Here is a 25,069-nt window from a genome sequence, read left to right as displayed (position 1 = left end):
AGGCCGATTTCGAGCACTCCGGCGGCGGCTAGAACTGATGCTGCACCTGCAGGTTGTACTCGAAGTCGAAGCCGCGGTTGTCGCCCGAGCGGAGCGGGGCCGTGAACCCGTTGGTGATCGTGGTGTTGTTCACCCGCGCCGACACGCCAAGCACCGCGTTGAGGATGTCGACTCGGCTGTTGAGGTTGCCGATCACCGGGTCGAACGCGTCGGCGTTGATGACCGTGTTGGGGCCCACCGCGATGAAGTCGAGCGGGATCCGGTCGAGCTTGGCGTCCTGCAGCGTGGTGGTGTAGTGGATCTCGGCCTGGGCGACCAGCTGGTCAAAGAAGCCGTGGTTGTCCTGCTCGTTGATCAGGAAGTAGCCGCCGCCCAGGTTGAGCCGCATCAGCGGCTGCGCCTGCAGGTTGAGCAGCGCCGAGCCGCCGATCGAGCCGTTGACGGTCCATAGGGCCACGAAGTCGGGCGAGCCGCCGGTGATGTCGTCGTCGACGATGCTGAACGAGCCGAAGTCGGTGAAACGCACCTTGGACGGGTTGGCCGCGACCTCCACCTGGGCAAACCCTTGGTGGAAGAACCGGCTGTTCTTCTTTTTCGATGCGTACGCCAGGAACGGCGAGAAGTACCAGGTCTCGTTGGTGAAGTGGGTTTCCGTGAAGAAGTTGCTGAGCGACGCGTACGGCACGGGCGCGTTCGGGTAGACCAGGACAATATCTTCGACGTCCACCGTGTACAGCACGTCCTGCGCGGTCGGGGCGGTCATGCCGCAGCCGGCCGAGAGCACAAACCCCTCGTGCTCGGCCAGCATCACCTTGAAGATCGCCGAGATGTTCGCCAGCTCAAACTCGCGCCCGCCCAGCAGCTGGAACGTGTCGGGGTCGATGAACCCGTCGAAGTCCGAGTCGATGATGGTGGTGGTCGGGTCGGAGGTCAGCCGCTGGTCGAATGGTATACGCAGCTCGACGCTGCAGTAGCCCTCGCCCAGGCGTCGCTCGACGCCCAGCGTGTGGCGGTCGACGTTCAGGTTCTGCATCAGCCCGAACACCTTGCCGGGCGTGGCGTTCTCGAAGTGCCGGTAGCTGTAGTAGACCCGGTCGGTGGTGACCGCGCGGTTGTTCTCCGCAATGTTGAGTCGGCTGCACGTGAGCGTCGGATGCGACAGGTCGCCCTCGATGTAGCCCGTGGTGCCGAACGACAGGCAGGTGCCGGCGGTGGTGTCGCCGATCATGTAGGGCACGCTCGCCAGCCCGGCGAACGCGCTCGCACGGACCGCGTTGCGGCGGAGCACCGTGTTGGAGAACCGCGGGCCGTCGCTCGGCGAGCGAGTGAAGCGGCTGGCGGACGGCGCCGTGGCGGGAGCGGACGACGCCGGAGCCGGGGCGGTCGCCTGAGCGGGCAGCACGCCTGGGTCGGCTTGGTCGGAGGCCCACGCCACATCCCCCCAGTCGGCCTCGGCGGCGATGCTGCCCGGCTGTGCGAGGCCGCTTTCCAGATCCGCTTGCTCGCGGGCTTGGAGCGACGCCGTCCCGAAGCATGCGGCCGCGAGCAGCGATAGCAGGGAGAGTCTAGCGGGGCGGTGGACCATGGCGGGGGCCGTGTGCGGAGGGAGTTCGGTTTACCTCCTGGTTAATCGAATGCGGCGGGTGCACTAATGGAGTCGATTGCGCCGCCTCGGCCCGGAGGATGCCGGCACGGTGAGAACCTGTTACGGTTAGCCAGCCCCAACCGCGCGAAACTGTGACGCCTAGGGCGGGTCTCTGGTCGTCGGTTGTCCGGCGACCAGTTCGGTCGGCGCCGAGAGGACGCGGCCCCGCGGCTAGAAAGGCCGCTGCACCTGCAGGTTGTACTCGAAGTCGAAGGCGCGGTTGTCGCCGGTCCGTAGCGGCATCGTGAAGCCGTTGGTGATCTGCGTACCGTTGATCCTGGCTGACACGCCCAGCACACCGTTGAGGATGTCGACCCGGCTGTTGCGGTTGCCGATGAACGGGTCGAACGCGTCGAACGCGCCGGTGAACTCCCCGGTGGTGTCGACGCCGAGCACGTCTAGCGGGATGCGGGCTAGTTTGGCGTCCTGCAGCGGCGTGGTGTAGTGGATCTCGGCCATCGCGATCAGCTGTTCGAACAAGCTGTGATTGTCAGACTCGTCAATCAGGAAGCAGCCGCCACCCAGGTTCAGCCGCATCAGCGGCTGCGCGTGCACGTCGCGTATCACCGAGCCGCCGATGAGACCGTCAACGGTCCAGATGACGCCGAACTCGGGGTTTACAAAGTCGTAGCTCACGATCGAGAACGAGCCGTTATCCGTGTACCGAACCCGCATAGGGTTCGTGGGGACCTCGACCTGCAAGAATCCTTGATAGAAGAACGGGCTGTTGCGAGAACGGTTGGACCACGCCAAGAAAGGCGAGAGGTACCAGGTCTCATTGGTGAAGTGCGTGTCGAGATCGAAGTAGCTGAGCGTCGCGAACGGGTCGGGGAGGTCTAGGTAGGTGAACACGATGTTCTGGATATCGACGTTGTGACGCACATCCTGGGCCGTGGGGGCGGTCATGCCGCAGCCGGCCGACAGAACGAACCCCTCGTGCTCGGCGAGCACCATTTTAAAGATCGCCGAGATGTTGGCGAGCTCCAGCTCGCGTCCGCCGAGCACCTGGAAGTCGTCGTCGAAGAACGTGTCCGGCGGATTAACGTCGTTCACGCGTGTCGCCATGTTGGAGGTGATGCGGTCCTCGAGCGGCACGCGGAGCTCGATGCTGCACCAGCCGTCTCCGAAGGTCTTCTCCAGCCCCAGCGTGTAGCGGTCGATGTTGAGGTTCTGAGAGAACTGGAACACGCGACCCGGAGAAGCGTTGTGGAAGTGCCGGTAACTGAAGTAGACGCGATCACTGGTGATGGCGCGGTTGTTCTCGGCGATGTTTAGCCGGCTGCACGTGAGCGTCGGGTGCGAGATGTCCGCCTCGTAGTAGCCGATGGTCGCGAACGACAGGCAGGTCCCGGCGCCGGTGTCGCCAATCATGAACGGCACGCTGGCCAGCGCCGCGTACGCACCGGTCTGCGCGGCGCCGCGCCGGAAGCCGGTCGTCGAGAACCGTGACCGCCCGGTCTGCGACCGGGTGAAGCGGCTCGTCGACGGGCTTGTCGGCGTGGTGGTTTGCGCGGGAAGAATGTATGGGTCGACCTCGGCCGCAACCCACTCCGCTTCCTCCTCGATAGACGACGGGTAGGCGAGTTCGATCCGTTCGAGCTGCCAGTCGGGCTGGTCAACCGGCGCGGCCTGAGCAGCGGACGCCAGGGCCGCTAACGCTAGCGTGAGCAGTGGTTTGGCCATGGTGCAGGCAGGGTTTGGCGGATGGGTTGGGCCGGACGTTCGGCTCGTCAGGCTCCTAATCGATTGAACGCCCGCGCCTAGTCGACCCGATTGTGCCGGATAGGCCCCAGCTTTGCTCACGCCGCGTCCGGTTGTTACAGTTACCCGGGTGGCGCCGTGTTAAGGGGCGCCGGTCGCCTCGCCTGTGCGGCGTGTAGGCGTTGTCCGGACCACCGCGGTCAGTGCGTTATTTCACGAAGATGAGCTTCAATCTCGCCGGCGATCCGATCCTCTCCGCCCGGTTCACGCTCCGCGTGTTCGAGGCGCACCAGCTCGTATTCGAGATGGATTTCGATGGCCCGGTCGAGCTCGGCCGGCAGCGTTCCGGCGAGGCCCGGCCCTACCACCGCTCGCACCAGGGCGAGGTGACGAGAGTCGTTGTGGCGCCGCTGGCCCAGACGGAGGTCTCGCGGCAGCATGTGCGGCTCGAGCCGGCCGCCGACGGCGCCCTCGCATGCACGAACATCAGCCGCTCGGCTTCGATCGTTGCGCCCGGTGGGCTGACCCTGGCCCCGGGCGAGTCTCAGGAGGTGGAGCCGCCGCTGCTGCTCACCCTGGGCGATCGGGTGGTCAGGGTGGAACGCGAGCGAGAGGACCAGCAGTTCGAGGGCCTCGGCGCCAAAACCCAGGCGCCCGGCTCCGACTCCGCCGAGCCGGAGAAGCTCCGCGACCTGATCGAGAACGCCACCGGCGGGACCGACGCCCAGGACCTGGTGGCCTGGCTGCGGGGTGTGATGGGCGTGTTCCAGAGCGCGGCGTCGCAGCCCGACTTCCTCAACCAGGCCGTGACAGCCGCGGCGTCGATCGCCGACCTGGACGCGACCAGCATCGTCGAGTGGACCGGCGGCGACTGGCGGGTTGCGGCGGGCCACGTTAAAGCCGACTCGACGCACGCCTGGCGTCCCAGCCGGCGGATGCTGGACCGCGTCCGCGAGGGGGGCATGACCTTCCGCTCGCAGCCGGGCGCACAGCTATCCGAGACCGGCGTCACCCGGGCCGAGGTGGCCGCCATCGTCGCTGCGCCGATCCTCAATGCGCAGGGCGAGGTGGTCGCCGCCCTGTACGGCGAGAAACGCCGCGGCGGACTGCCAGAAGGCTACGCGATCTCCGAACTCGACGCGATGCTCGTCGAGCTGCTCGCCTCGAGCGTGGCGGCCGGGCTGGCCCGGCTGCAGCAGGAGAAGGTGGCGGTCGCCGCCCAGGTGCAGCTGGAGCAGTTCTTCACCCCCGAGCTGGCCCGCACGCTCGCCGCCCAGCCCGGCCTGCTCGAGGCTAAAGACATCGAGATCAGCGTGCTGTTCTCGGACCTGTGCTCCTTCTCCGCCACTACCGAGCGGGCCGGCGGGCCCACCACGCTGGAGTGGCTGCACGAGGTGATGAGCCTGCTTGCCGATTGCGTGCTGGAGGAGCAGGGCGTGCTGGTCGACTTCCAGGGCGACGGCATGATGGCCATGTGGGGCGCGCCCGCCGAGCAGCCGGACCACGCGCAGCGGGCCTGCCAGGCGGCGGTCAACATCCTCCGCCGGCTGCCCGAGCTGAGCGCGAAGTGGGAGCCCTCCATCAAGTGCCCGACCCAGGTCGGCATCGGCATCAACAGCGGCGCGGCCCGGGTGGGCAACATCGGGTCCCGCCAGAAGTTCAAGTATGGGGCGCTGGGGAACGTCGTGAACATCGGCGCGCGGGTCCAGCAGGCGACCCGCCGGATGGGCGTCGACCTGCTGGTCACCGAGGCCACGGCGCGGCTTGTTTCGGGCGTGTTCGAGTGCCGGCCGCTCGGTCAGACGCGGCTCAACAACATCTCGCAGGAGATCCTGCTGCACGAGCTGCCCGCCGAGCCGGACGGCCCGTGGCGGGACTCGACGCGGGCGTACGCGGAGTCGCTATCGCTCTGCCAGCAGGGGGACCTGCACCGCGCGGCCGCGTCGCTGACGCAGGCGCTCTCGGCCCGGCCGCACGACCAGCCAACGCTGATGCTGCTGTCGCGCGTGATCGAGGCGATCCGCGGCGGGGGCGGCGGGTTCGAGCACGTGTGGGACCTGAGCCGCAAGCCGGCCTGACCGCCCTCGATTGCGGCGCCGCGTCTGCTGGCCTAAGATTCAGGTCCCGCGAGGTGACTCCAACGCCGCACCCTACCCCGATGCCCGAGCTATGGCGTTCCTGAAGATTGTGACCGGCGTCTCGCCCGGCAAGACGTTCGACCTGCTGAGCGACGAGTCGGTCATTGGCCGCAGCTCCGACTGCGAGATCGCGATCGACGTAGCGGCGGTCAGCCGCCGGCACGCGTCCGTGCTGCGCGAGCGTGGCCAGTTCCTGCTGAAGGACCTCGGCAGCCGCAACGGCACACAGCTCAACGGCCAGGCGGTAGTGGCGCCGACGCCGCTCCGCGAGGGCGACCGCGTCACGGTCTGCGACCAGGAGTTCTCCTTCCACGCCAGCCCGCCCAACAGCCTGCTGGGGGGCGACACCGCCTACCTGGGCGACGAGTCGTCGTTGGCCCAGCTGGTCAACGACACCGAGGACGACGGCCCCGCCAACGTGATGGCCACCCTCGACCTCGGCCCGGGCTCGAAGAGCTGGTCGATGTCCGCCAAGCCTGAGGTCAAGCTCTCCGCGCTGCTAGAGATCTCCAACAACCTCGGCAAGGCGCTGTCGGTGGAGGAGATCCTGCCGAAGCTGCTGGAGAGCCTGTTCAAGATCTTCGTGCAGGCCGACCGCGCGTTTGTGGTGATGCGTCCCGGCCCCGACGCGCCGCTGGTGCCGGTGTCGTGGCGGTGCCGCCGCAAGGCCGACAACGAGGAGGCGCCCCGCCTGAGCCGCACGATCGTTGAGCAGGCGATGAAGTCGCAGCAGGCGATCCTGTCGGCCGACGCCGCGTCGGACGAGCGGTTCGGCATGGCCCAGAGCATCGCCGAGTTCGAGATCCGCTCGATGCTCTGCGCTCCGATGATCGACTCGGACGGCAACTCGCTGGGCGTGATCCAGGTCGACACCACCAACCAACGCAGCCGCTTCACCGACGAGGACCTCGAGGTGCTGGCCGGCGTGGCGTCGCAGGCCGCGGTGGCGATGGACAACGCCGTGATGCACGAGCAGGTGGTCGCCCAGCGAGCGCTGCAGCGCGACCTGGAGCTGGCCGCCCGCATGCAGAGGGCGCTGCTGCCCTCGCGGGCGCCGGTCGCCGAGGGGTACGACTTCTTCTCCTACTACGAGTCGGCCCGCCAGGTCGGCGGCGACTACTACGACTACATCCAACTGCCCGACGGCAGGTTCGCCGTGATCGTCGGCGACGTGGCGGGCAAGGGCGTCTCGGCGGCGATCCTCATGGCCCGCCTGTCGAGCGATGTCCGATTCACCCTCGCCAGCGAGCCGGACCTGGCCAAGGTGGTGATGCGGGTCAACAAGCTGTTCGCCCAACAGGGCTGGGACGACAAGTTCGTCACCATGATCTTCGCAGTGGTCGATCCGACAACGCACGAGATGACCATGGTCAACGCCGGCCACATGGCGCCGCTGCTCCGCAGCACCGGCGGGATGGTCGAGGAGATCTCCGAGGAGATCTCCGGCCTGCCGATCGGCGTCTACGAGGACTACGAGTACGAGTCGCTTACCCGCACGCTCTCGCCCGGCGACGTGCTGACCGTGTTCACCGACGGCTTCAGCGAGGCGATGAACGCCGACCGTGACCTGTACGGGCTGGAGCGGCTGGCGAAGGTCGCCGCGGCCGATGCCGCCAACGTCAGCGAGCTGGGCCAGCACATCCTGGAGGACGTGCGGTCGTTCGTCGACGGCTACGCCCAGAGCGACGACATGTGCCTGGCCTGTTTCGGCCGCAACCCCTCATAAATAAAGCACCGACCGAGCGTCGCATTGGCCCACAGCAACCCAACCCCGGCTGAGCTCCCAACGGCGGTCGTGGTATTCGACGGCGGGCGGCCCCACCTGCGTGAACGCGCAGAGGCCCTGCTGCCCGACCTCAAGCGGTACTTCGCGGTCACCTCCGTTCAGGACGACCTGGACGAAGTGTTCCACCCGGAGGGCGCCCAGTTCGCGGTCACCCTGGGGGGCGACGGCACCATCCTCCGCACCGCCCGCCTGATGGCGGACCAGCAGCTGCCGGTGGTGGGGGTGAACCTGGGCAACCTCGGTTTCCTCGCCGCGCTGCAGCCCGAGCACCTGGACCGCGCGCTGCCCGAGCTGGCCGCCGGCGGCCACACGCTGATCGACCACCTGATGTTCGAGTGCGAACTGGTGAACGCCGACGGCGGGGCCACCTCCCGGCTCGGCCTGAACGAGGTCGCGGTGCTGGCCGGGCCGCCGTTCTCGATGCTCGAAGCCCAGCTCTACGTCGACGGCGACCTGGTCGCCACCTACAACTGCGACGGACTGATCATCAGCACGCCGGTCGGCTCAACCGCCCACAACCTGGCGGCCGGCGGTCCGATCCTCCGCAAGGACCTGCAGGCGTTTGTGATCGCACCGATCAGCCCGCACACGCTGACCAACCGTCCGGTGGTCGACTCGGCCGACCACGTGTACGAGGTAGTCGTGCCCGCGCCCAACGAGGGCACTTCCCTGCTGGTGGACGGCCAGGTGGTCGCGCCGCTCACGCCCGGCGACCGCGTGCGGGTGAAGCGTAGCCGCTCGGTGTTCCAGCTGGTTGAGGTCAGCGGCCAGAGCTACTACCAGACGCTGCGGCACAAGCTCGGCTGGGGCCGCCGACCCCGCGACCCGCAAGACGACGGCCCCTGCTAGCGGCATCCTGCTAGCTGCCCTGCGGAATGCTGGCAAACTGCTCTAAGCCGGCGGGCGGCGATTGATTATCCTGACGGCCCTCGCACAGCCGCCCCCTCATCCTCAGGAAGGAATCTCAGGATGTCGTTATCCGGACCCGCCGCCCGATTCGCGTTCTCGACCACGCTTGCGCTGCTCGCCGCCCTGCCCTGCCCCGCCGCGGACTCCGACGCGCAGAAGCACACGCTGCACTACAAATTCGAGATCGGCGACGTGCTGAGGTACGACATCGAGCACGATGCGCTTATCCGGTCGACCATGGAGGGCTCGACCCAGAAGGCCCAGACCCGCAGCCAGTCGGTCAAGGCGTGGAAGGTGATCGACGTGCTCCCCAACGGCGAGATCGAACTGCAGCACGTGGTCGAGGAGCTGCAGATGACCAACCGCCTGCCCGAGCGGGCCGAGGTGAGCTACGACAGCACCAAGGACAAGGCGCCCCCCGCCGGATTTGAGGACGCCGCCAAGGCGGTCGGCGTGCCTCTGAGCCACATCCGCCTGACCCCGTGGGGCAAGGTGGTGAACCACGAGGTCAAGCACCACCAGCCGGCGGCCGACCCCTACGCGCCGCTCGCGGTGCTGCTGCCCGAGAAGCCGGTCGCCGTGGGCGACTCGTGGGACGAGCCGGTCGAGATCAAGGTCAACCTGTCGGAGGGCGGCACCAAGGCGGTCACCACCCGCCGCCACTTCCGCCTGGCAAGCGTCAAGAACGGCGTCGCGGTGATCGAGTCCGCTTTTCAGACCCTCTCACCGGTGACGCCTGAAATGGAGGGCCAGCTGGCCCAACGCTACATCGAGGGCACGGTGCGGTTCGACATCAAGCGGGGCCGAGTGCTCAGCCAGGAGTACGACGTCGATAAGCGGGTGCTCGGCTTCGCCGGGCCGGCCAGCAGCATGCATTACCGCATGCACATGACCGAACGGCTGCAGGACGGCGCCGCTGTGGCGAGCCGCCCCTCGAAGACCGACGAGAAGTAGCGTCCGCGGCCGCGGGACAGACGCCGACGTGCGCAGATACGAGGGCCGGCGCGCCGATTAGCCCCTCGACTTCCGGCCGCAAGTCTGGGATTCTGGTGGGCTCCCGCCGCGCGGACGCGCGGCCGTCACGCGCCCCTCCCACCTGCCTGCCGCCCTCCGATGCCCCAGAAGACGCTGCCGATCCCCGAAGCGACCCTCCAGAAGCTGGCCGCCGAGACCCCCACGCCGTTCCACATCTACGACGAGGCCGGCATCCGCCGCAATGCCCGCGCGTTGATCCAGGCCTTCAGCTGGGCGCCCGGATTCCGCGAGTACTTCGCCGTCAAGGCGACGCCCAACCCGCACATCCTCAAGATCCTGTTCGAAGAGGGCTGCGGCATGGACTGCAGCAGCCTGGCCGAGCTGGTCCTCTCCGAGCGCGTCGGCGCCGGGCCGGAGGACATCATGTTCACCTCGAACAACACGCCCGCCCACGAGTACCAGAAGGCGAAGGAGCTGGGCGCCATCATCAACCTGGACGACCTCACCCACGTGGAGTTCCTGCGGGACGAGGTGGGGCTGCCGGAGCTGATCAGCTGCCGCTACAACCCCGGCCCGCTGAGCGCGGGCTCGGCCATCATTGGCAAGCCGACCGAGGCCAAGTTCGGCTTCTCGCGCGATCAGCTCATCGAGGGCTACGCCAAGCTGCGGGACAACGGCGTCAAGCGGTTCGGCCTGCACGCGATGATCGTGTCGAACGAGCTGAGCGAGGACGCACTGGTCGCCAACGCGCGGATGCTGTTCGAGCTCGCCCTCGAGATCCAAGAGAAGACCGACGTCCGGATCGAGATGGTCAACCTGGGCGGCGGCATCGGCGTGGCCTACAAGCCCGAGGACACGCCGGTCGACCTCGCCAGCTTCGGCGCGAAGGTGCACGCGGCGTACGACGAGGTGATCGGCGGCTCGGGCCTGGAGGGGCTGAAGGTGATGATGGAGAACGGCCGCTGCATGACCGGCCCGTTCGGCGTGCTCGTGACCAAGGCCATCCACACCAAGCACACCTACCGCGACTACCTGGGCGTGGACGCGTCGATGGCCAACCTGATGCGGCCCGGCATGTACGGCTCGTACCACCACATCACGGTGCTGGGCAAGTCGGACCAGCCGCCGGTGGGCGAGTTCGACGTGGTCGGCTCGCTGTGCGAGAACAACGACAAGTTCGCCGTGCAGCGGCCGCTGCCCAAGGTCGAGATGGGCGACTACCTCGCCATCCACGACGCCGGCGCCCACGGCCACTCGATGGGCTTCAACTACAACGGCAAGCTCCGCAGCCCGGAGTACCTGCTGAAGGAAGACGGCTCGCTGCAGATGATCCGGCGGGGCGAGACGCTAGATGATTTGTTTGCGACGCTGGAATTCTGAGCGACAAAGTCTCTGATGGTTCTCAGGGCCCGGGAATGGAAATCTAAGGTCTTGGGCATCCGGCGTTGTCTTCGAAACAGGCAGTGGCCAACTCGAGGGGCGTAGTTTAGATCAATGGCTACCCTTGCCGACCTCGAATCCAAGATCACAGCGTCGGTCCCAATCGGCTACTCTACGTATGTGAGATCTAACTCTGAAGACTCACTTTCTGCGCAAGGCTTTGATCCAACGACGCTGCTTGTGCTCAACTTGGAGCTTGCGGAGCTAGAGGACACGGCAACGCACAGGAACCGTTTCTTCTTGAATGGTGACGGGTGTGGCAATTACTACTTCGTTAAAGGCAAAGACCCGGATGAGACTGTGTACCTCTGGGATCATGATCCGCTTGGTGTAGCGGACATGGGAGTAGAACTCTCGGACTATCTTCCAACGGCAGTCCAGGAGTGCCGAATTGACTGGCCGCCGGATGATAGCCAGCTGTACATTTGTCGTACCCGGCAATTTGGAGAGTCCATTCTAGATCCGATCCGCCTCAATGAGTGGATCGCGGCTGTCGAAGCCACGGACGGCATTCAGCATGTCGGCTACCGAGAAGGTAAGAATCCATTCACTTACGCGGTTGTTCGATTCGAACAGCCGGGATTCTCAGTTACGAGTGGAGCTGCTGTCAGCCGAGCGGTGCATTGGTTGCACGGACGGGCGATTCTGGCAAACGCACCAGATAACTGGACGGTCGCAGCAACGCTTGCTGAGAAGCTAAACTCGCATCTAATTGGTAGCATTAATCGGTAGAGTTTGCGGTTGTTAATCCCTCTAGGCGAGGGTGGATCGGAATTGATGGTCGGCGGTGGGAAACTCAGGGCCACTTGCCTGCGAATCTCTCGGCACTGAGCCTCCAAAGTACACACGGTTTCCAAACCGTGAGAGGGATCTCGGAATGACGAGCCGGACCAGTTCCTGCTTCGGAGAGCCTTTGATTCCGTGTGCCCCTTTACCGGTGGGAATCAGTAAAGCTGCATCGGCAGATACCCACCGGTCGGCAGCGCGATGATCCCCCACGTGCTACCCTCTTCGAGCTTTAGCTTCTCGGTCTGCGGCGCCTCGCCGGGGATCTTGATCACCACGGTGTACGTGCCCGGGCCGACCGTGTAGTTCAGCGCGTCCTGGGGGTCGCGGCCCCCCTGCCCCGCCTTGAGCTGGTAGTCCTGCTTGCCGATAGTGAACACCACCGGCCGCGTGTGGGCGTTGCCGAGCACCAGCCGGGCCTTGCCACGCTCGGGCAAGATGCCTTCCTTCTCGGCTAGCGATTTCTCCCGCGTAACCACGAGGATTGACGTTCCCGAGCCGGCGGGCTTCACCACGGCCGTCAGCTCGCGCTGGGGCGTGCGGAAGGTGAGGCGGCCATCGTTGATGGTCACCAGGGTCCAGCCCTCTTTGGGTAGCTCGCGCTGGAAGAACTTGCTCACTTCCGGCCACGGCTTCGCCACGGTGGCGGTGTACTCCTTGCGGAAGTTGGAGCCCGTGCGGCTGAGGTCCTCGACGCCGTCGGGCATCGGGATGTCGGCGTCTTTGAATCCCGGGATCGGCGGCGCGGCGGGAGCTGCCGCGGACTCGGTCGGCATCGACGTGATCCGCGTGGTGGGGGTGAGCAGCGCCGCGTCGATCTCCGCGGTGAATGACATCTTGCGGCTGAGCACCGTCTCGGCCGCCATAGTCCACTTGCCCCGCACGCGGCCGTCCTCGACCTTCATCTGGTTGGTGTAGTCGGCCGGTTGTTTGCCGCCGATCCCGACTCCCGGCACGGAGAACGACACGCTCTCGAACTTGCCGAGCTGCAGGATCAGGTAGTCCGGGCTCTGGAAGTCGTCGTACAGGTCCCACAGCGATGGGTCGTCCTCGGCAGCGAGCAGCTGCTGGAGCTGTCCCAGCGGGATCGGCTTGGACGCGAACACCACTTCCGTGGCGTAGCCGCCGCGGTCCTTGGTCTGGAAACAGGCGACGTTGTTGAAGGTGTATTTCTTGCCGCCGTAGGTCACCACGGCCTGGCCACGGTTGTCGGCCACGCTGACGGGGGTCTTGTTCATCGCCGTTTCCGCGGCGACCTCCGCTTCCATGGCCTCGACCGGGTTGCCGATCGGCAGCGACGCCACGGCCGCCAGCGGCGGCTTCCTGGGCGTCGGCCGGGAGTCCTCGTAGCCGAGCACCGCCCGCGACCCGGCGTCGTGGGTGAACACGTTGACGCTCACCTCGGCGCCGCCCTGCTTGAACTCGGTGTAGCGGCGCGTGTCGGTGATAATCGGACGGCGGGACTCGCGGAAGCCGAGCTTGCGGACCTGATCACAGTAGAAGTCGTACGCCTCCTGCAGGCCCTGCGGCGAGATCACCGTGACGTCGTCCGCGTCGAAGTCGGGTTTCCGAGCGTCGGCGGGCGTTTCGAGCTGGGTGTGGAAGAACCGCACTGCCGGCGGCACGGGCAGGCCGGCGGCCGCGATGCTGGCGGGGTCGTCGACGCCGGCAAAGTCGAGCTCGTCGCCGTCGATACGGACCTTCACCTCTTTGGACCACTGGCTGATGCGGAGGTCGACCTCGTGTTCGCCATGGGTGAACACCAGCTCGATGGAGTCGTCGTCGATCTCGACCTCGTCCTTGTCCAGCTCCCAGCCTCGTTCTCGCATCTCCTCGAGGTAGAACGCGCCGAGCGACTTCAGCGGCGACTGGCTGTTGTAGGTGATGTCCTCGGACCAGGCGGTGAATTCCAGGTCGTACGCGTCCGGCGGGTACGGCAGCTTGAGCACTTGCGGGCTGAACTCGCCGGCCGGGCTTGTCCCGGCGGTCAGCAGCAACACGGCCAACGTGGAGCTCGCCAGCAGGCTGGATGCGCGGAGCATGCGTTTCCCTTCCCTCGTCATGCGGTTGTGAACGGCAGATCGAAACGGCAGGACGCTGCGCCGCATCCTACCGGGTAGGGCCGGCGCCGCAACCATCCCGTGAGCGGGTGGGTGTAGAACGCCCCCGTCGAGTAGATCATCAACCGCGCGTGTGGCCCGCCACGGGGATTTGACAGCTCGCCGCTAGACGTTGACGTACCGACTAGTTGGCGTCGATCGTCACGCCGCGGTACGTCATCTTGTCCCGCTTGGCGGTGAAGCGCGCGGCGAGCTCGGGGATGTCGTCGCCGTGGCCCAGGATGATGACGACGTCGCCCGCCGCGAGTTGGGTGTCGGTTGGCGGGTGGAGCGTGGTGGCGCCGTCGGCCGTGCGGATGCCGACAATCAGGAACCCGTGGTTGCCGCGGAGCTCGATGTCGGCCAGCGCCTTGCCGGCGATGGCGCTCTCGGGGGTGACCTCCAGCTCCTCGAAGCGGAGGCCGATCCTGCCCAGCTCCTCGCTCATGTCGCTGCGGCTGGTGAGCTGCTCCAGCAGGTTCTCGGCGGTTGGGCGGATGATCATCTGCGCCAGCTTCTTGGCGCCGATCGCCGTGGGCAGCACCACCTTGTCGGCGCCGCTTCCCAGCAGCTTCTTCTCCGTGCGGGGGTTCTCGCCGCGGGCGATGATGGTCAGGCCGGGGTTCATCTCGCGGGCGGTGATCGTGACGAACACGTTGTTGGCGTCCTGCGACAGCACGGTCGCCAGCACGGAGGCCCGTTCGATGCCCGCCTGCTCCAGCACGAACTCCTCGGTGGCGTCGCCGCTGACCACCAGGAACCCGCGGTCCTGGGCCTCCTGAAGACGCTGGGGGTCCGCGTCGATCACGACAAACGGCTTCCCGCCGGCCTGGAGCTCCTGGGCGAGGATGGTGCCCACCCGACCCGCGCCGCACAGGATGGTGTGGCCGCTGAGCTTCTGGATGTCGCGGGTCATTCGTCTTGCTCCTAGAGCTTTGTTCAGTTCGCCGTCGATGAGCATCTGCATAAACCCACCCACGGTGTAGATGACCGCCCCGTAGCCCGCGATGATCACCAGGATGGTCAGGGCCCGCTCGGCGGGGGAGTCGACCGGCTGGATCTCGCCGTAGCCGACGCCGAAGATGGTGATCACCACCATGTAGATCGAGTCGTCCAGCTCCCAGCCCGAGGCCAGGTAGCCGATCACGGCGATCAGGCAGACCGTGAGGAACAGCGCCAGGCCCGTGACAATCTTGCGGATGGGACCGGACAGGGCGAGCGGCCTTCGTCGTGCGGGCGGAGGGTTTTGTGGTTGCTGTTCCACGCTTCGCCCTTGCTGGGTGCTCCCGTTGGTGCGGTCTGCCTAGACCTTGGGCTCTGGCGCCTAAGTGCTGAGCTGATCAGTCGGCAAGCGTACCGGGACGCGGCGGCCAGACGAGGACGCCCGCTGCGTCAAAAACCCTTGTCACGAAACATCTTGAGCTTTGCTGGGCGGGCGACCGCCGTTGTCTGATAGCAGTTGTGGCGCCTAATTTGCATTTAGCGTGCCGGAGCTCGGGGCCCTCCCGATCTTCTGCCGTTTCCGATCTTGTTGTGGGGCGAATCGCCCAGGCGGACCCAAGTTTCGAAGGAGACCTCTCTGATCGAACCCCGGCGGCCCATGCCGTAGCAACGGCGTGCGCCGCAGCGTCTTCCAGACCACCGTCCGAGCCGCACGGCCCCGCCGCGCGGTTGCGGCTGGTTGCCTGCTTGCCACTGCCGATCCGCGGCGGCAAGCCTTCCCGACGCCGGCCGATGCGGCCGGGTTGCGGCGGCAGCCCCTGGAATTGCACGCCGGCATCGCTTATGCCTATGGCTCAAGCGCAGCCGGCCAGCAGGCGAAGACTCCCCGCCCGCCTCCCCCGCTCGAGATCCCCCGAACCCGTTCACAGGCGGCGCCACGCCGCCCTCCCGTACTCCTCACACCACACCAGGAGACCCCAAGTGAGCACGAACTCGACCTCCACCAGCACCGCCAAGTCGATTGGCGGACACTCTGGCAGTTCTACGCGGCAGTCGGCGATCACGGCGGCCATCAACTATCAGCCGTCGGCTCCCCCGCTGGACTTCGCGAACAGCTCGCCCGAGGGTGTGTTCGGCTCCAACGTGTTTGGCAAGGCGCAGATGAAGAAGCGTCTGCCCAAGGCGATCTTCAAGTCCCTGATGAAGACCATGGAGGCCGGCGAGAAGCTCGACCCGACCGTGGCCGACGTCGTGGCGATGGCCATGAAGGACTGGGCCATTGAGAAGGGCGCCACGCACTACACCCACGTCTTCTACCCGCTGACCGGCGGAACCGCCGAGAAGCACGACAGCTTCATGGCGCCCACCGGCGACGGCAGCACCCTCGCCCAGTTCAGCGGCAAGGAGCTGATCCAGGGCGAGCCGGACGGCTCCAGCTTCCCGTCGGGCGGCATCCGCCAGACGCACGAGGCCCGCGGCTACACCATCTGGGACGTCACCAGCCCGGCGTACATCCTGGAGAACCCCAACGGCACCACGCTGGCCATCCCGACCTGCTTTGTGTCGTGGACCGGCGAGGCGCTCGACAAGAAGACGCCCGTGCTCCGCAGCATGCAGGCGCTGGACGCCCAGGCGCACCGCATCCTGAAGCTGTTCGGCCACGACGCCAAGGCGTTTGTCGCCTCGACGGCCGGGCCTGAGCAGGAGTACTTCCTGGTCGACAAGGGCTTCTTCTACGCCCGCCCCGACCTGGTGAACGCGGGCCGCACGCTGTTCGGCGCCGCCCCCCCCAAGGGCCAGGAGTTTGACGACCACTACTTCGGCGCCATCCCCGAGCGGGTGCTGGCCTTCATGTTTGAGGTGGAGCGCGAGCTGTTCAAGCTGGGCGTCCCCGTGAAGACCCGTCACAACGAGGTGGCCCCCGGTCAGTACGAGATCGCCCCGATCTTCGAGACCGCCAACGTCGCGACCGACCACCAGCAGCTTATCATGCTGGTGCTGAAGAAGGTCGCGAAGAAGTACGACATGGAGTGCCTGACGCACGAGAAGCCATTCGCGGGCGTCAACGGCAGCGGCAAGCACGTCAACTGGTCGCTCGGCTCCAGCGAGCACGGCAACCTGCTTGACCCGGGTGACACCCCGCACGAGAACGCCCAGTTCTTGGTGTTCTGCGCGGCCGTGATCCGCGGCGTGTACAAGCACCAGGGCCTGCTGCGGGCGGTTGTCGCCTCGGCCGGCAACGACCACCGCTTGGGCGCCAACGAGGCCCCGCCGGCGATCCTCTCGATCTTCCTCGGCGACCAGCTGCAGGACGTGTTCGAGCAGATCAAGGGCGGCGGCGCCAAGAGCTCGCTTCCCAAGGGGAGCCTGGAGGTCGGCGTCGACACGCTGCCGCCGCTCGACAAGGACGCCGGCGACCGCAACCGCACCAGCCCGTTCGCCTTTACCGGCAACCGGTTTGAGTTCCGTGCGGTCGGCTCCAACTTCTCCATCGCCGGCCCGCTGGTGGCGATGAACACCATCATCGCCGAGTCGCTCGACTACTGCGCTTCGCAGCTCGAGGCGGCCACCGGCGGCGACGACGAGAAGCTGCACGGCGCCGTCCAGAAGCTGCTGTCGGACGTCATGTCCGAGTGCGGCGACATTATCTTCAACGGCAACGGCTACTCGGAAGAGTGGCACGCCGAGGCCGAGAAGCGTGGCCTGAAGAACCTGAAGACCACCGCCGACGCCCTGCCCGAGCTGCTCTCGGACAACGTCAAGAAGCTCTTCAGCACCTACGAGGTGCTCAGCGAGCGTGAGCTCGAGAGCCGCTACGAGACGTACTGCGAGCAGTACTGCATGACGGTCAACGTCGAGTCGAACCTGACCAAGCAGATCGCCCGCAAGATGATCTTCCCGGCCGCGATCCGGTACCAGAACGAGCTGGCCACGACCTGCACGAACCTGAAGTCCCTGGGCTACGAGTTCGACACCAAGACCCTCGACCGGATCACCGGCCTGGTCAAGGACCTGCAGGACGCCATCAACGAGCTGGCCGAGGCCACCAAGGAGGGCTGCGAGGACGTCCGCCTGGCGTGCGACAAGGTGCTGCCCGCTATGCTGAAGGTTCGCGCCGCCTCGGACATGCTGGAGGGACTCGTGGCCGACGACCTGTGGCCGCTGCCCACCTACCAGGAGATGCTGTTCATCAAGTAGTTCGGCCCCGCTGAACCTGCTTGCCCGCCTTCCGGCCGGGCGGCGGCCGCCCCGTGCGGTCCGTCGCCCGGCCGTTTTTCGTGGCGGGGCGGCCCTTCGAACGCAACCCATTACATGCAACTTAACTGAGCCACGCCATGACCGACCGCGAGAACGACCAGCACATGATCCGGTCGTGGTTGGCCAACGCCCAGGCGTGGGCCGACGCGGTCCGCCACGACAAGATCGAGAGCCGCGTGGCGGCCACCAACCACGCGATCGTCAGCACGGTGACCGACCTGGCCCCGGCGTCCGTGCTGGACGTTGGCTGCGGCGAAGGGTGGCTCGCGAGGTCGCTGGCGGTCCACGGGGTCGACGTGCTCGGCGTGGACGCCGTGCCGGGTCTCGTTCAGCAGGCCAACGAAGCGGGCGGCGCCCGGTTCTCCGTTTGCTCCTACGAAGAGATCGCCGCCGGCGCCCTCACCGAGAAGTTCGACGCGGTGGTGTTCAACTTCTCCCTCTTCGGCGACGAGTTGGTGTCCCGACTGTTCGCCACGGTCCCGAGCCTGCTGAACCCGGGCGGGTGCTGTGTTGTTCAGACGGTCCACCCGTTGGCGGTGGGCGGTGAACTCCCCTACCAGGACGGCTGGCGAACCGGCTTTCGGGACGGGCTGGGCGACGCCTTCCAGGACCCGCCGCCTTGGTACTTCCGCACGCTGGCGTCGTGGGTCGCGCTGTTCTCCGACAACCGCCTGCGGGTGGTTCGCTTGCGGGAGCCGATGGCGCCGGGAGCGAGCGTCCCGTCGTCGCTCGTCCTCGTGGGGCAGGCGGGCTAGCGGCGAGTCGCTTCGCCACCCCCCCAAGAAGGTCGGCCCCGCCCGCTGCAACCCGACCCCTTCTTCTGTCCGTTGCCGCCGGCACAACCCGACCAATCAACGTGTTGATTTGGGCACGCCCCGCGGGCGGGAGTATACTAGAGCGGCGCGTAACCGCGTCTCGCCGCCGGTCCGGGCGGCGTCAACCAGCACAGCCATCCGCACACAGAGCCCCCCACACACTCGGGAAGCCTAGACATGAGCGCCACCAAACTACTCTCGATCGTTTCCGTCACGCTGCTCGCGGTGCTCTGCCTGATCTGGGAGGGCGCGGCTCAGGACTCTGCGTCCGCCGCCACCACGGCCGCGCCGAAGAAGATGGACCCCGCGGCCGCCAAGGTCTGGAACAGCCCGCAGATGATCCAGGCCCGCAAGTGGCTTAACGACTACATTAGGGTCTCCGCCAAGATCACGCCCGAGGAGGGCGCCGAGTACAAGCGTGAGCTTGAGGGCCTCAGCGCCACTCAGATGAAGCTGTGGCTGCTGAAGTTTGAGCACGAGCAGCAGATGCAGCAGCAGCAACAGCAGGCGTGGCAGCAGGCCCACCAGGCGTCGCTGCAGCACGCGATGGCCTACCAGCAGGCGGCCAAGCAGGCGCTGTCGAGCGTCAGCCAGGGCGAGACCGCCGCGGCGATCGAAGGCGAGAAGCAGCTGCAGGTCGAGCAGCAGCGGGCGGCCGAGATGCAGCAGTCCAAGCTGGACGACCTGAACGCCCCGCCCACCTGGGGCGCCGGCGGTTGGTTCAACCCCTGGGGCGGCCCCTACGGCGGCTACGGCGGCGTGCACTACCACATGCACCTGTACCCCGACGGCCCGTAGGGGTGAGGCCGGCTTGGCTACCGGTGTGGCGGCAGCCGCAGCTCTCGGCTCGCCAGCTCCGCGTCACAGTCGTGAAACAGCGCCTGGCACGCGGCCCGTTCGACGTGCGGCAGGACCGCGCACCCGGGTTCTCGCAGCCCCCGCTGGGCGAGCTCCTGCGGCGTGACGTCCGACGACTGGGGCCAGTAGGCGTTGGCGTCCTCCATGGTTGACGCACCGAACACGACCAGCTCCAGCTCTGCCCACAGGCAGGCCGACATGCACATCGGGCAGGGCTCGCACGTGCTGTAGAGCACGTGTCCGGCGAGCGACAGCCGCCCCAGCCTGCGCGTCGCGAGGCGGATCGCGTTCACCTCGGCGTGGTTGGTCGGGTCGGTCTCGGCGATGACCGTGTCGTACGACTGGGACACGAGCTCGCCGCTCTGCAGGTCGTAGACCGACGAGCCGAACGGCGAGGGGTGCGGAGTTGAGAGCGAGGTTCGTGTGAACGCTACGAGCTCTCGCATCCGCAGCTCGTTGGCGGCCTTGTCTGGCAGCGGCATCTGTTCTCACCTTGGCCCGTTGTCGTCGTTCCACCAGCGGTCCCACAGAACGGCCGCGCCCATGGCCACCACGAGCGCCGCCGATCCGGGCTCGGGGATCGTGTTGACCGTGGCCTCCATGTTGTCGATCCGCAGGTCGACGCCCAGCGTCGTGGCGGAGTAGTCGGCGTGGAACGCGTAGGAGAACTGGAACGGCCGCGAGAAGTCGGGCGTTGCGCCGCCGCCATCGGCCGCCAGAAAGTCGTTGGCCTCCAGGCCGGCGTGGCTGAGGCGGGCCCAGCCGACTTCCGATCCGTCCATCGAAGGCGTGGACGAGGTCGGCGCGGCGATAAAGAACCCGTCCTGCAGCACGGCCATCGTCACGTCCACGCGTGACGCCCCGGCGAGCGACTCGGCGAACACGTCCACCACGAAGTCGAGAGAGGTCGCAGGGCCAAGCTCGATGGGGTCGTAGATGAACTCGTCGCCAATCGGAAACGCCACCACGAGCTGCTCGTCGGCGCCCGACGCGGGCGCAGAGAAGGCCAGTGCGGCGCTCGGCGGAGGGTTGCCGGAGTCAATGTCGAGCGAGTCGCTGAGCGTGGCCTGGCCGCTCGTGTCGATCGGCTTGTTCTTGCCGCCCTTGCCAACCGAAGCGCTGATCTTCTTCGCCATGTTGGAGCCCTCACCTGCGGATGATTGGTGGGGCACGCCGTGCCCGCCCTGATTGTAGGCGGCTGCGCCGGCGGAGTCACGCTTCGCCTCCAACGGGGGTCACGGGCCTGCCGGCGATACTGCTCTACGGCGCAGCCACCGGCTCGCCAACACGCGGCCAGCCCTCCTTGGTCCAGGTCAGCGGCCGCACCTGCAGGATCCGCTGGGCGTCCAGGTTCTCTACATCGTACGTGTGGTGCACCATCCACTGGCCCTGGTCGGTGGTGATCACGCCGTTGTGGCCCGGGCCGCGCCACCGCTCGCTGTTCTCCAGGACCAGCGTGCCGCCCCCTTCGAGCATCGGCTTGCCGTCGGCGTCGGCGTACGGGCCGGTCGGCTGCTTGCTGCGTCCGACCATCACCTTGTAGGTGCTCTTGGCGCCGTCGCAGCACGAGTCCCACGACACGAACTGGTAGTAGTAGCCGTCGTGGAAGATGACGAACGGCGCCTCGATGGCGTGCGAGCGGGTGTCGGGCCGGGCGGCCACGGCCAGCACCTCGGCGCCGTCCTTGGGCTTGCCGGTCGACGGGTCCACCTCGACCGCCTTCAGCCCGGCCCAGTGCGACCCCCAGAACAGCCACCACTTGCCCTGCTGGTCCACCAGCAGCGCCGGGTCGATGGCGTTGAAGTCGGTCTCGGCCGCGTCAGACGAGATCACCTGGCCGCGGTCTTCCCACTTGTTGTCGGGGTGGCCGGGCTCGAGCGACTTGTTCACCGCCAGCCCGATCACCGAGTGCTGGCTGCCGAAGGTCGACACGCTGTAGTACAAGTAGAACAGCCCGTCGTGGTAGCTGAGGTCCGGCGCCCAGATGCCCTGTGTGCCGGGCACCGCGCGGGCGGCCCACTCGGGCACGGGGGCGTGGAACACGCGGCCGGCCGGCTCCCAGCGCGCTAGGTCAGTGCTCCGGAGCAGTTGGACGCCCTGCCCCGTCGCCGCGACGTAGTAGACCGTCTCGCCCGCGTCGTTCTTGACCGCCACCCCCGTCGGATCCGGCGCCCCGTTCAGCAGGCCCTCGCGGGCGCTGGTTTGCGCCGTCAGGTGCGCGGGGGACCCGGCAGCTAGCAGGCCAAGCAGGAGCAGGGGAGCACGCAGGCAAGTCCGTGGCACGTGGGTCGTCACGAGAGGGTTCCTGATTCGAGGAGCGGCGTTTCGGTTGGGCGACATCCTAGCACGCCGCAACGCGCCGCGGGTAGCAGCCCTAACGGTAGTGCTTGTGAGACCCGTCGCACCCGGGCGGCTTCTGGGTGTGCCCACACGTGCAGTCGTTGAGGCCCTTGCCGTCGAGGATCCGCGGCGCGCACTTGTCGATCCGCGCCGTTCGTGTGCTGGATTGCTTGGCGGCCGCGAAGTGCATCAGGTACGCCCGCTGGCGGCCCGGCGTGAGCGCCTCGAACGCCGCCTTGAGGGCTGGGTCCTCACGCGGCCTGGCGTCAAGCTCGGCCGGCGCTTCGGGATCGACGCCCTCGCTCCGGTCCACCCGGGCGCCCTCCTGCTCGAGCCGAATCGCGTCGCGCAGGTAGGACTCGAGTAGGGGCGTCAGGGTCTCAATCTGGCTGACGCTGGTGAAGCGGGCGACGCGGGCCGCCCGGGTGTTCTCGCCCGGCTTGGTGAGGATGCCCTGAGGGTCTTTCAGGAGCGCGCCCTTAAAGAAGCTCAGCGTGCAGCTGGACTTGAAGGCGCCCAGGATCGCGACGTTGCTGTCCTGGTAAGTGTAGCAGGGCTGCCGCCACTTGTAGGCCTCGGTCAGGCCGCACCGCAGGGCGATCCGCCGCAGGGCGGCGAGCTCGTCGCGCCACTGCTCGAGCGACGCGAAGAACTCGTCGACTTTGGGGTCGGTTTCGGGCATCGCGTCAACTGCGCATGGCTCGTAGGGCTGGAAGTCACGCGCTGAGTTTACCGCAAGTCCGCGGTCGTGTCGTCATGCCCACGGCAGGTTACAATGCGGATGCGGTCGGGGTGCTGGAGGACTTGAGAACAACACTCCCTGCTCTTCACTCTTCGCGGGAGGTCGGCGATGTCTCGGTCGGTTTGCTTCTTCCTGCTTGCTGTTGGCGCCTCATCCAGCTTGTCGGCAGGCGTGCTCTACCGGGCCGATGACGGCGGCGCCGAAATGGTGCGTGGCGGACCTGCTGGGTTTGATGGACTGCTGGGGAATCTCTTCTCTGCCCAGCCCGGCGGGGAGGTCATCACCGCGATCCAGGTCGCGTGGGGGACGCCGCTGAACCCTGGCCACGCCCCGGCCGACACGCCTGTCGAGGTCCTGCTCTACGACGACCCGAACAACGATGGTCTGTTGAACGATTTAGTCCTTCTCTCCTCGGGCGCCGGCGTTATTTCCTCGCCTGACAGCAACACCTTTGTCAACTACCCGCTGGCGCCGACCAGAGTCCAGGGGACGTTCTTCGCGGCGGTCATCGTGCGGGATTTGCCCGGTGGCCCTTCGCCTATCGCGACCGATCAGGGCGACTTTCAAGGGGTTACCTTCACACAACTCTCGCCGGACATTGACACCTCGGCTATCTCTCCGATGTTCTCGTTTCCAATGACCGACGGCAACGCCATGGTGCGCGCAGTCGGCGTTCCCGAGCCGCTATCGGCATCGATTGTCCTCCTTGCGGGCGCGAGTGTTCTGGCGACAAGGAGAGTTGCTGAACGCAGGTACGATTCTGCCCGTTCCCTCTCTTCTTGGTAGAAACCGGCCACCCTGCGCGGTCCAATGTCTAATTGCGGCGGACTGTCTTCTGCCGCTCGTCGCCCGCGGGGTCGACGACTTTTGTCCCTACTAGCGTGTGCCGGTGGACAAAAGTCGGCCGAGTTAGAACTGAACGCAACCCGGAACCTGTTGTCAGCTTAGGGCTTGCGAAGAGAGCGTGCTGCGGCAGGGGCTGGCTTTTGTCCCTAAGATTGCGTAGCGCCAAATGGGACAAAAGTCCGTGGGCACGCGAAGGTGTCGAAGGACGGCTCGGCGCGGTTGGCCGCCTGATAGATGCGACGCCCTACGGCTTCTTGGGAGGCGTGAAGCGGATCTTCTCGACCAGGGTGTGGGTGTCGTTGTTCTCGTGGTAGCCGGAGATCGCGGTGATGGCGTGGATGGTGTAGTCGTAGCGGAGGTTGTAGTCGGCGTCGATCTCGACCTCCGGCTCGTCGCCGGCGCCGGGGCCGCCGTCGTCCTGGATGAGCGACCGCAGGTACTGGTGGAGCTGGGCGAACGCGTCGGGGCCGTTGCCGAACGACTTCTCGCCCAGGCTGACCGACTGCAGGCTGCCGTCGTCGTTGGAAGCGAGACGCAGCCGGAGAGTGGGGGTCTCGAGCGGCTGCGGCTGCGTGTCCTCGCTGGGCAGCGGCATGCGGATGTTGAAGTCGCCCTCGGGCAGCACAATCTTGAACGTCATGATGAAGAACACGAGCAGCAGGAACACGATGTCGATCATCGGCGTCATCTGCAGCTCGATCTTGTCGCGGTGGTCCGCGTGACGGATCTTCATCGGTTGGAGGGCAGTGCGTGGTGCGTGGTGGGTGGTGCGTGGTGGGTGGTGCGTGGTGGGTGGTGCGTGGTGGGTGGTGCGTCGTGGGTGGTGCGTAGTGGGTGGTGCGTAGTGGGCTGGGTTCCGGCCGCTAGCGACCAGTCACGAGACTCGTTACTCCCGCAGGATCAGGGTGTCTTCGCTGCTGGTCTTGCCGCGGAGGGCGAAGGTCTCGAATTCGGCTTCCTGGCAGGCGCTGATCGCGTCCTGCACCACGCCGGTGCGGACGGTCTCGTCGGCTCGGATGATGATGGTCACGTCCGAAAGCTGCTTGTCGTACGCGCGGATGATCGAAGCCTCGCGCCGCAGCGCGGGCAGCAGCGCGTCGGGCTCCAGCTCGTCGCGGGCGAAGAGGATGGTCTCGTCTTTGGTGATCTGCACGGTCAGCGGCTCGTCGTACGGCACGTCGGGCGGCTGGGCCAGCTCGCTCGCGGGCAGCGTGATCCGCTGGTCCTGCTCGACCTCGGTAAAGTTGATCAGCACCATGAAGAACGCGATCAGCTGGAACGTCATGTCGATCATGGGCGTCAGGTCGCCCTCGGATGCGTCGAGCTGCTTGCGTTGTTTGAATCGCATGTTGGGCGCTGGTTGGAGGGCGCTGGTTGTTGGATACGGCTGCGCCGTTAAGTCGTTCTCTTGGAGCGGATGAGGGCGTGTAGCAACTTGCCGAGCGGTGTCGTGATGGCGACGAGCGACTCGTACGACGTCAAGTCGAGGTATTCAATTCTCTAGCGATGTACAGTTGTGTTTCGATCTCCGCGAGTGACCCCAACGCGATTCCAGAGAATCGTATCATCTCGCTCGGAATGTTTCGGGCATCGCCCTCCGCAATGTTGGAGGGTACTGACACGGCGGCTCTGCGAATCTGAGAGGTGAGCCCGAACCGTTCGTCGTCCGGGAATGTGGCAGTCGACCGATAGACCTCTAGCGAGAGTCTCACTCCCTCCTTCCAAACCCGTAAATCCTGATAGCCGGCCAATGATTGCCCCTCAACACCAGCGCCCAGCGCCCTCCAGC

The 25,069-nt window shown here is 66.6% G+C and carries 21 protein-coding genes; 10 read left to right on the top strand and 11 right to left on the bottom strand.

Annotation, left to right across the window (positions count from 1 at the left end):
• Nucleotides 1-28: 28 nt before the first annotated feature.
• Both KOR34_RS04975 and KOR34_RS04970 read right to left on the bottom strand, forming a co-directional pair.
• The gene (locus tag KOR34_RS04975; RefSeq protein WP_146562746.1) at nt 29-1,585 is read right to left on the bottom strand and encodes a hypothetical protein; all 1,557 of its coding nucleotides are present in this window, start codon (nt 1,583-1,585) and stop codon (nt 29-31) included.
• Between the two features lie 231 nt (nt 1,586-1,816).
• Nucleotides 1,817-3,328, bottom strand: coding sequence for a hypothetical protein (locus KOR34_RS04970; protein WP_146562744.1), 1,512 nt, complete (start codon nt 3,326-3,328; stop codon nt 1,817-1,819).
• Nucleotides 3,329-3,567: 239 nt separating this feature from the next.
• On the opposite strand from KOR34_RS04970, the gene KOR34_RS04965 reads away from it, so the two are divergent.
• From KOR34_RS04965 to KOR34_RS04940, 6 genes are all read left to right on the top strand, one after another.
• A complete protein-coding gene (locus KOR34_RS04965) occupies nt 3,568-5,424 on the top strand; it encodes an adenylate/guanylate cyclase domain-containing protein (RefSeq protein ID WP_146562742.1) in 1,857 nt (618 codons plus the stop codon).
• A gap of 91 nt (nt 5,425-5,515) precedes the next feature.
• Nucleotides 5,516-7,210: a SpoIIE family protein phosphatase gene (locus tag KOR34_RS04960; protein ID WP_146562740.1), complete on the top strand. Its 1,695-nt coding sequence runs from the start codon at nt 5,516-5,518 to the stop codon at nt 7,208-7,210.
• Nucleotides 7,211-7,234: 24 nt separating this feature from the next.
• Nucleotides 7,235-8,119: an NAD(+)/NADH kinase gene (locus KOR34_RS04955; RefSeq protein WP_197531154.1), complete on the top strand. Its 885-nt coding sequence runs from the start codon at nt 7,235-7,237 to the stop codon at nt 8,117-8,119.
• A 120-nt stretch (nt 8,120-8,239) separates the two neighbouring features.
• Nucleotides 8,240-9,133, top strand: a complete 894-nt coding sequence (locus KOR34_RS04950) for a hypothetical protein (protein ID WP_146562736.1) — start codon at nt 8,240-8,242, stop codon at nt 9,131-9,133.
• Between the two features lie 159 nt (nt 9,134-9,292).
• Nucleotides 9,293-10,534, top strand: a complete 1,242-nt coding sequence (locus tag KOR34_RS04945; RefSeq protein WP_146562734.1) for a diaminopimelate decarboxylase family protein — start codon at nt 9,293-9,295, stop codon at nt 10,532-10,534.
• Between the two features lie 114 nt (nt 10,535-10,648).
• Nucleotides 10,649-11,326, top strand: coding sequence for a hypothetical protein (locus KOR34_RS04940; protein ID WP_146562732.1), 678 nt, complete (start codon nt 10,649-10,651; stop codon nt 11,324-11,326).
• A gap of 212 nt (nt 11,327-11,538) precedes the next feature.
• Here KOR34_RS04940 and KOR34_RS04935 read toward each other — a convergent pair whose 3' ends face one another.
• Complete coding sequence (locus tag KOR34_RS04935; protein ID WP_146562730.1) at nt 11,539-13,422, bottom strand: hypothetical protein; 1,884 nt, start codon at nt 13,420-13,422, stop codon at nt 11,539-11,541.
• Between the two features lie 202 nt (nt 13,423-13,624).
• Nucleotides 13,625-14,743: a potassium channel family protein gene (locus tag KOR34_RS04930; RefSeq protein WP_197531153.1), complete on the bottom strand. Its 1,119-nt coding sequence runs from the start codon at nt 14,741-14,743 to the stop codon at nt 13,625-13,627.
• Between the two features lie 659 nt (nt 14,744-15,402).
• Here KOR34_RS04930 and KOR34_RS04925 point away from each other — a divergent pair.
• The 3 genes from KOR34_RS04925 to KOR34_RS04915 all read left to right on the top strand — a co-directional run bounded on the left by KOR34_RS04925 (nt 15,403) and on the right by KOR34_RS04915 (nt 19,292).
• Nucleotides 15,403-17,619: a glutamine synthetase III family protein gene (locus KOR34_RS04925; RefSeq protein ID WP_228714512.1), complete on the top strand. Its 2,217-nt coding sequence runs from the start codon at nt 15,403-15,405 to the stop codon at nt 17,617-17,619.
• Between the two features lie 137 nt (nt 17,620-17,756).
• Nucleotides 17,757-18,434 (top strand): class I SAM-dependent methyltransferase, encoded by a 678-nt coding sequence (locus KOR34_RS04920; RefSeq protein ID WP_146562728.1) that lies wholly within the window; start codon nt 17,757-17,759, stop codon nt 18,432-18,434.
• 237 nt (nt 18,435-18,671) lie between these two features.
• Nucleotides 18,672-19,292: a hypothetical protein gene (locus tag KOR34_RS04915; protein WP_146562726.1), complete on the top strand. Its 621-nt coding sequence runs from the start codon at nt 18,672-18,674 to the stop codon at nt 19,290-19,292.
• 17 nt (nt 19,293-19,309) lie between these two features.
• Here the strand turns inward: KOR34_RS04915 and KOR34_RS04910 are convergent, their stop codons facing one another.
• The 4 genes from KOR34_RS04910 to KOR34_RS04895 all read right to left on the bottom strand — a co-directional run bounded on the left by KOR34_RS04910 (nt 19,310) and on the right by KOR34_RS04895 (nt 22,374).
• The gene (locus KOR34_RS04910) at nt 19,310-19,834 is read right to left on the bottom strand and encodes a nucleoside deaminase (RefSeq protein WP_197531152.1); all 525 of its coding nucleotides are present in this window, start codon (nt 19,832-19,834) and stop codon (nt 19,310-19,312) included.
• A 6-nt stretch (nt 19,835-19,840) separates the two neighbouring features.
• Nucleotides 19,841-20,488, bottom strand: a complete 648-nt coding sequence (locus KOR34_RS04905) for a hypothetical protein (RefSeq protein WP_228714510.1) — start codon at nt 20,486-20,488, stop codon at nt 19,841-19,843.
• A 124-nt stretch (nt 20,489-20,612) separates the two neighbouring features.
• Nucleotides 20,613-21,647 carry an arabinan endo-1,5-alpha-L-arabinosidase gene (locus KOR34_RS04900; protein ID WP_197531151.1) on the bottom strand — a complete coding sequence of 345 codons (1,035 nt, stop codon included), beginning with the start codon at nt 21,645-21,647 and terminating at the stop codon, nt 20,613-20,615.
• Nucleotides 21,648-21,726: 79 nt separating this feature from the next.
• Nucleotides 21,727-22,374 (bottom strand): DUF1801 domain-containing protein, encoded by a 648-nt coding sequence (locus KOR34_RS04895; RefSeq protein WP_146562719.1) that lies wholly within the window; start codon nt 22,372-22,374, stop codon nt 21,727-21,729.
• Between the two features lie 168 nt (nt 22,375-22,542).
• Between KOR34_RS04895 and KOR34_RS04890 the strand changes: the two genes are divergently transcribed.
• A complete protein-coding gene (locus KOR34_RS04890; protein WP_146562718.1) occupies nt 22,543-23,220 on the top strand; it encodes a hypothetical protein in 678 nt (225 codons plus the stop codon).
• Nucleotides 23,221-23,524: 304 nt separating this feature from the next.
• Here the strand turns inward: KOR34_RS04890 and KOR34_RS04885 are convergent, their stop codons facing one another.
• From KOR34_RS04885 to KOR34_RS27440, 3 genes are all read right to left on the bottom strand, one after another.
• The gene (locus KOR34_RS04885; protein WP_146562716.1) at nt 23,525-24,013 is read right to left on the bottom strand and encodes an ExbD/TolR family protein; all 489 of its coding nucleotides are present in this window, start codon (nt 24,011-24,013) and stop codon (nt 23,525-23,527) included.
• Between the two features lie 153 nt (nt 24,014-24,166).
• On the bottom strand, nt 24,167-24,628 hold the full coding sequence (locus tag KOR34_RS04880) for an ExbD/TolR family protein (protein ID WP_146562714.1): 462 nt from the start codon (nt 24,626-24,628) through the stop codon (nt 24,167-24,169).
• A 130-nt stretch (nt 24,629-24,758) separates the two neighbouring features.
• The gene (locus KOR34_RS27440; RefSeq protein WP_197531150.1) at nt 24,759-24,992 is read right to left on the bottom strand and encodes a four helix bundle protein; all 234 of its coding nucleotides are present in this window, start codon (nt 24,990-24,992) and stop codon (nt 24,759-24,761) included.
• Nucleotides 24,993-25,069 lie beyond the last annotated feature (77 nt).

The organism is Posidoniimonas corsicana, from assembly GCF_007859765.1.
Lineage (GTDB): Bacteria > Planctomycetota > Planctomycetia > Pirellulales > Lacipirellulaceae > Posidoniimonas > Posidoniimonas corsicana.
This window is presented reverse-complemented; position numbering and strand designations above follow the sequence as displayed.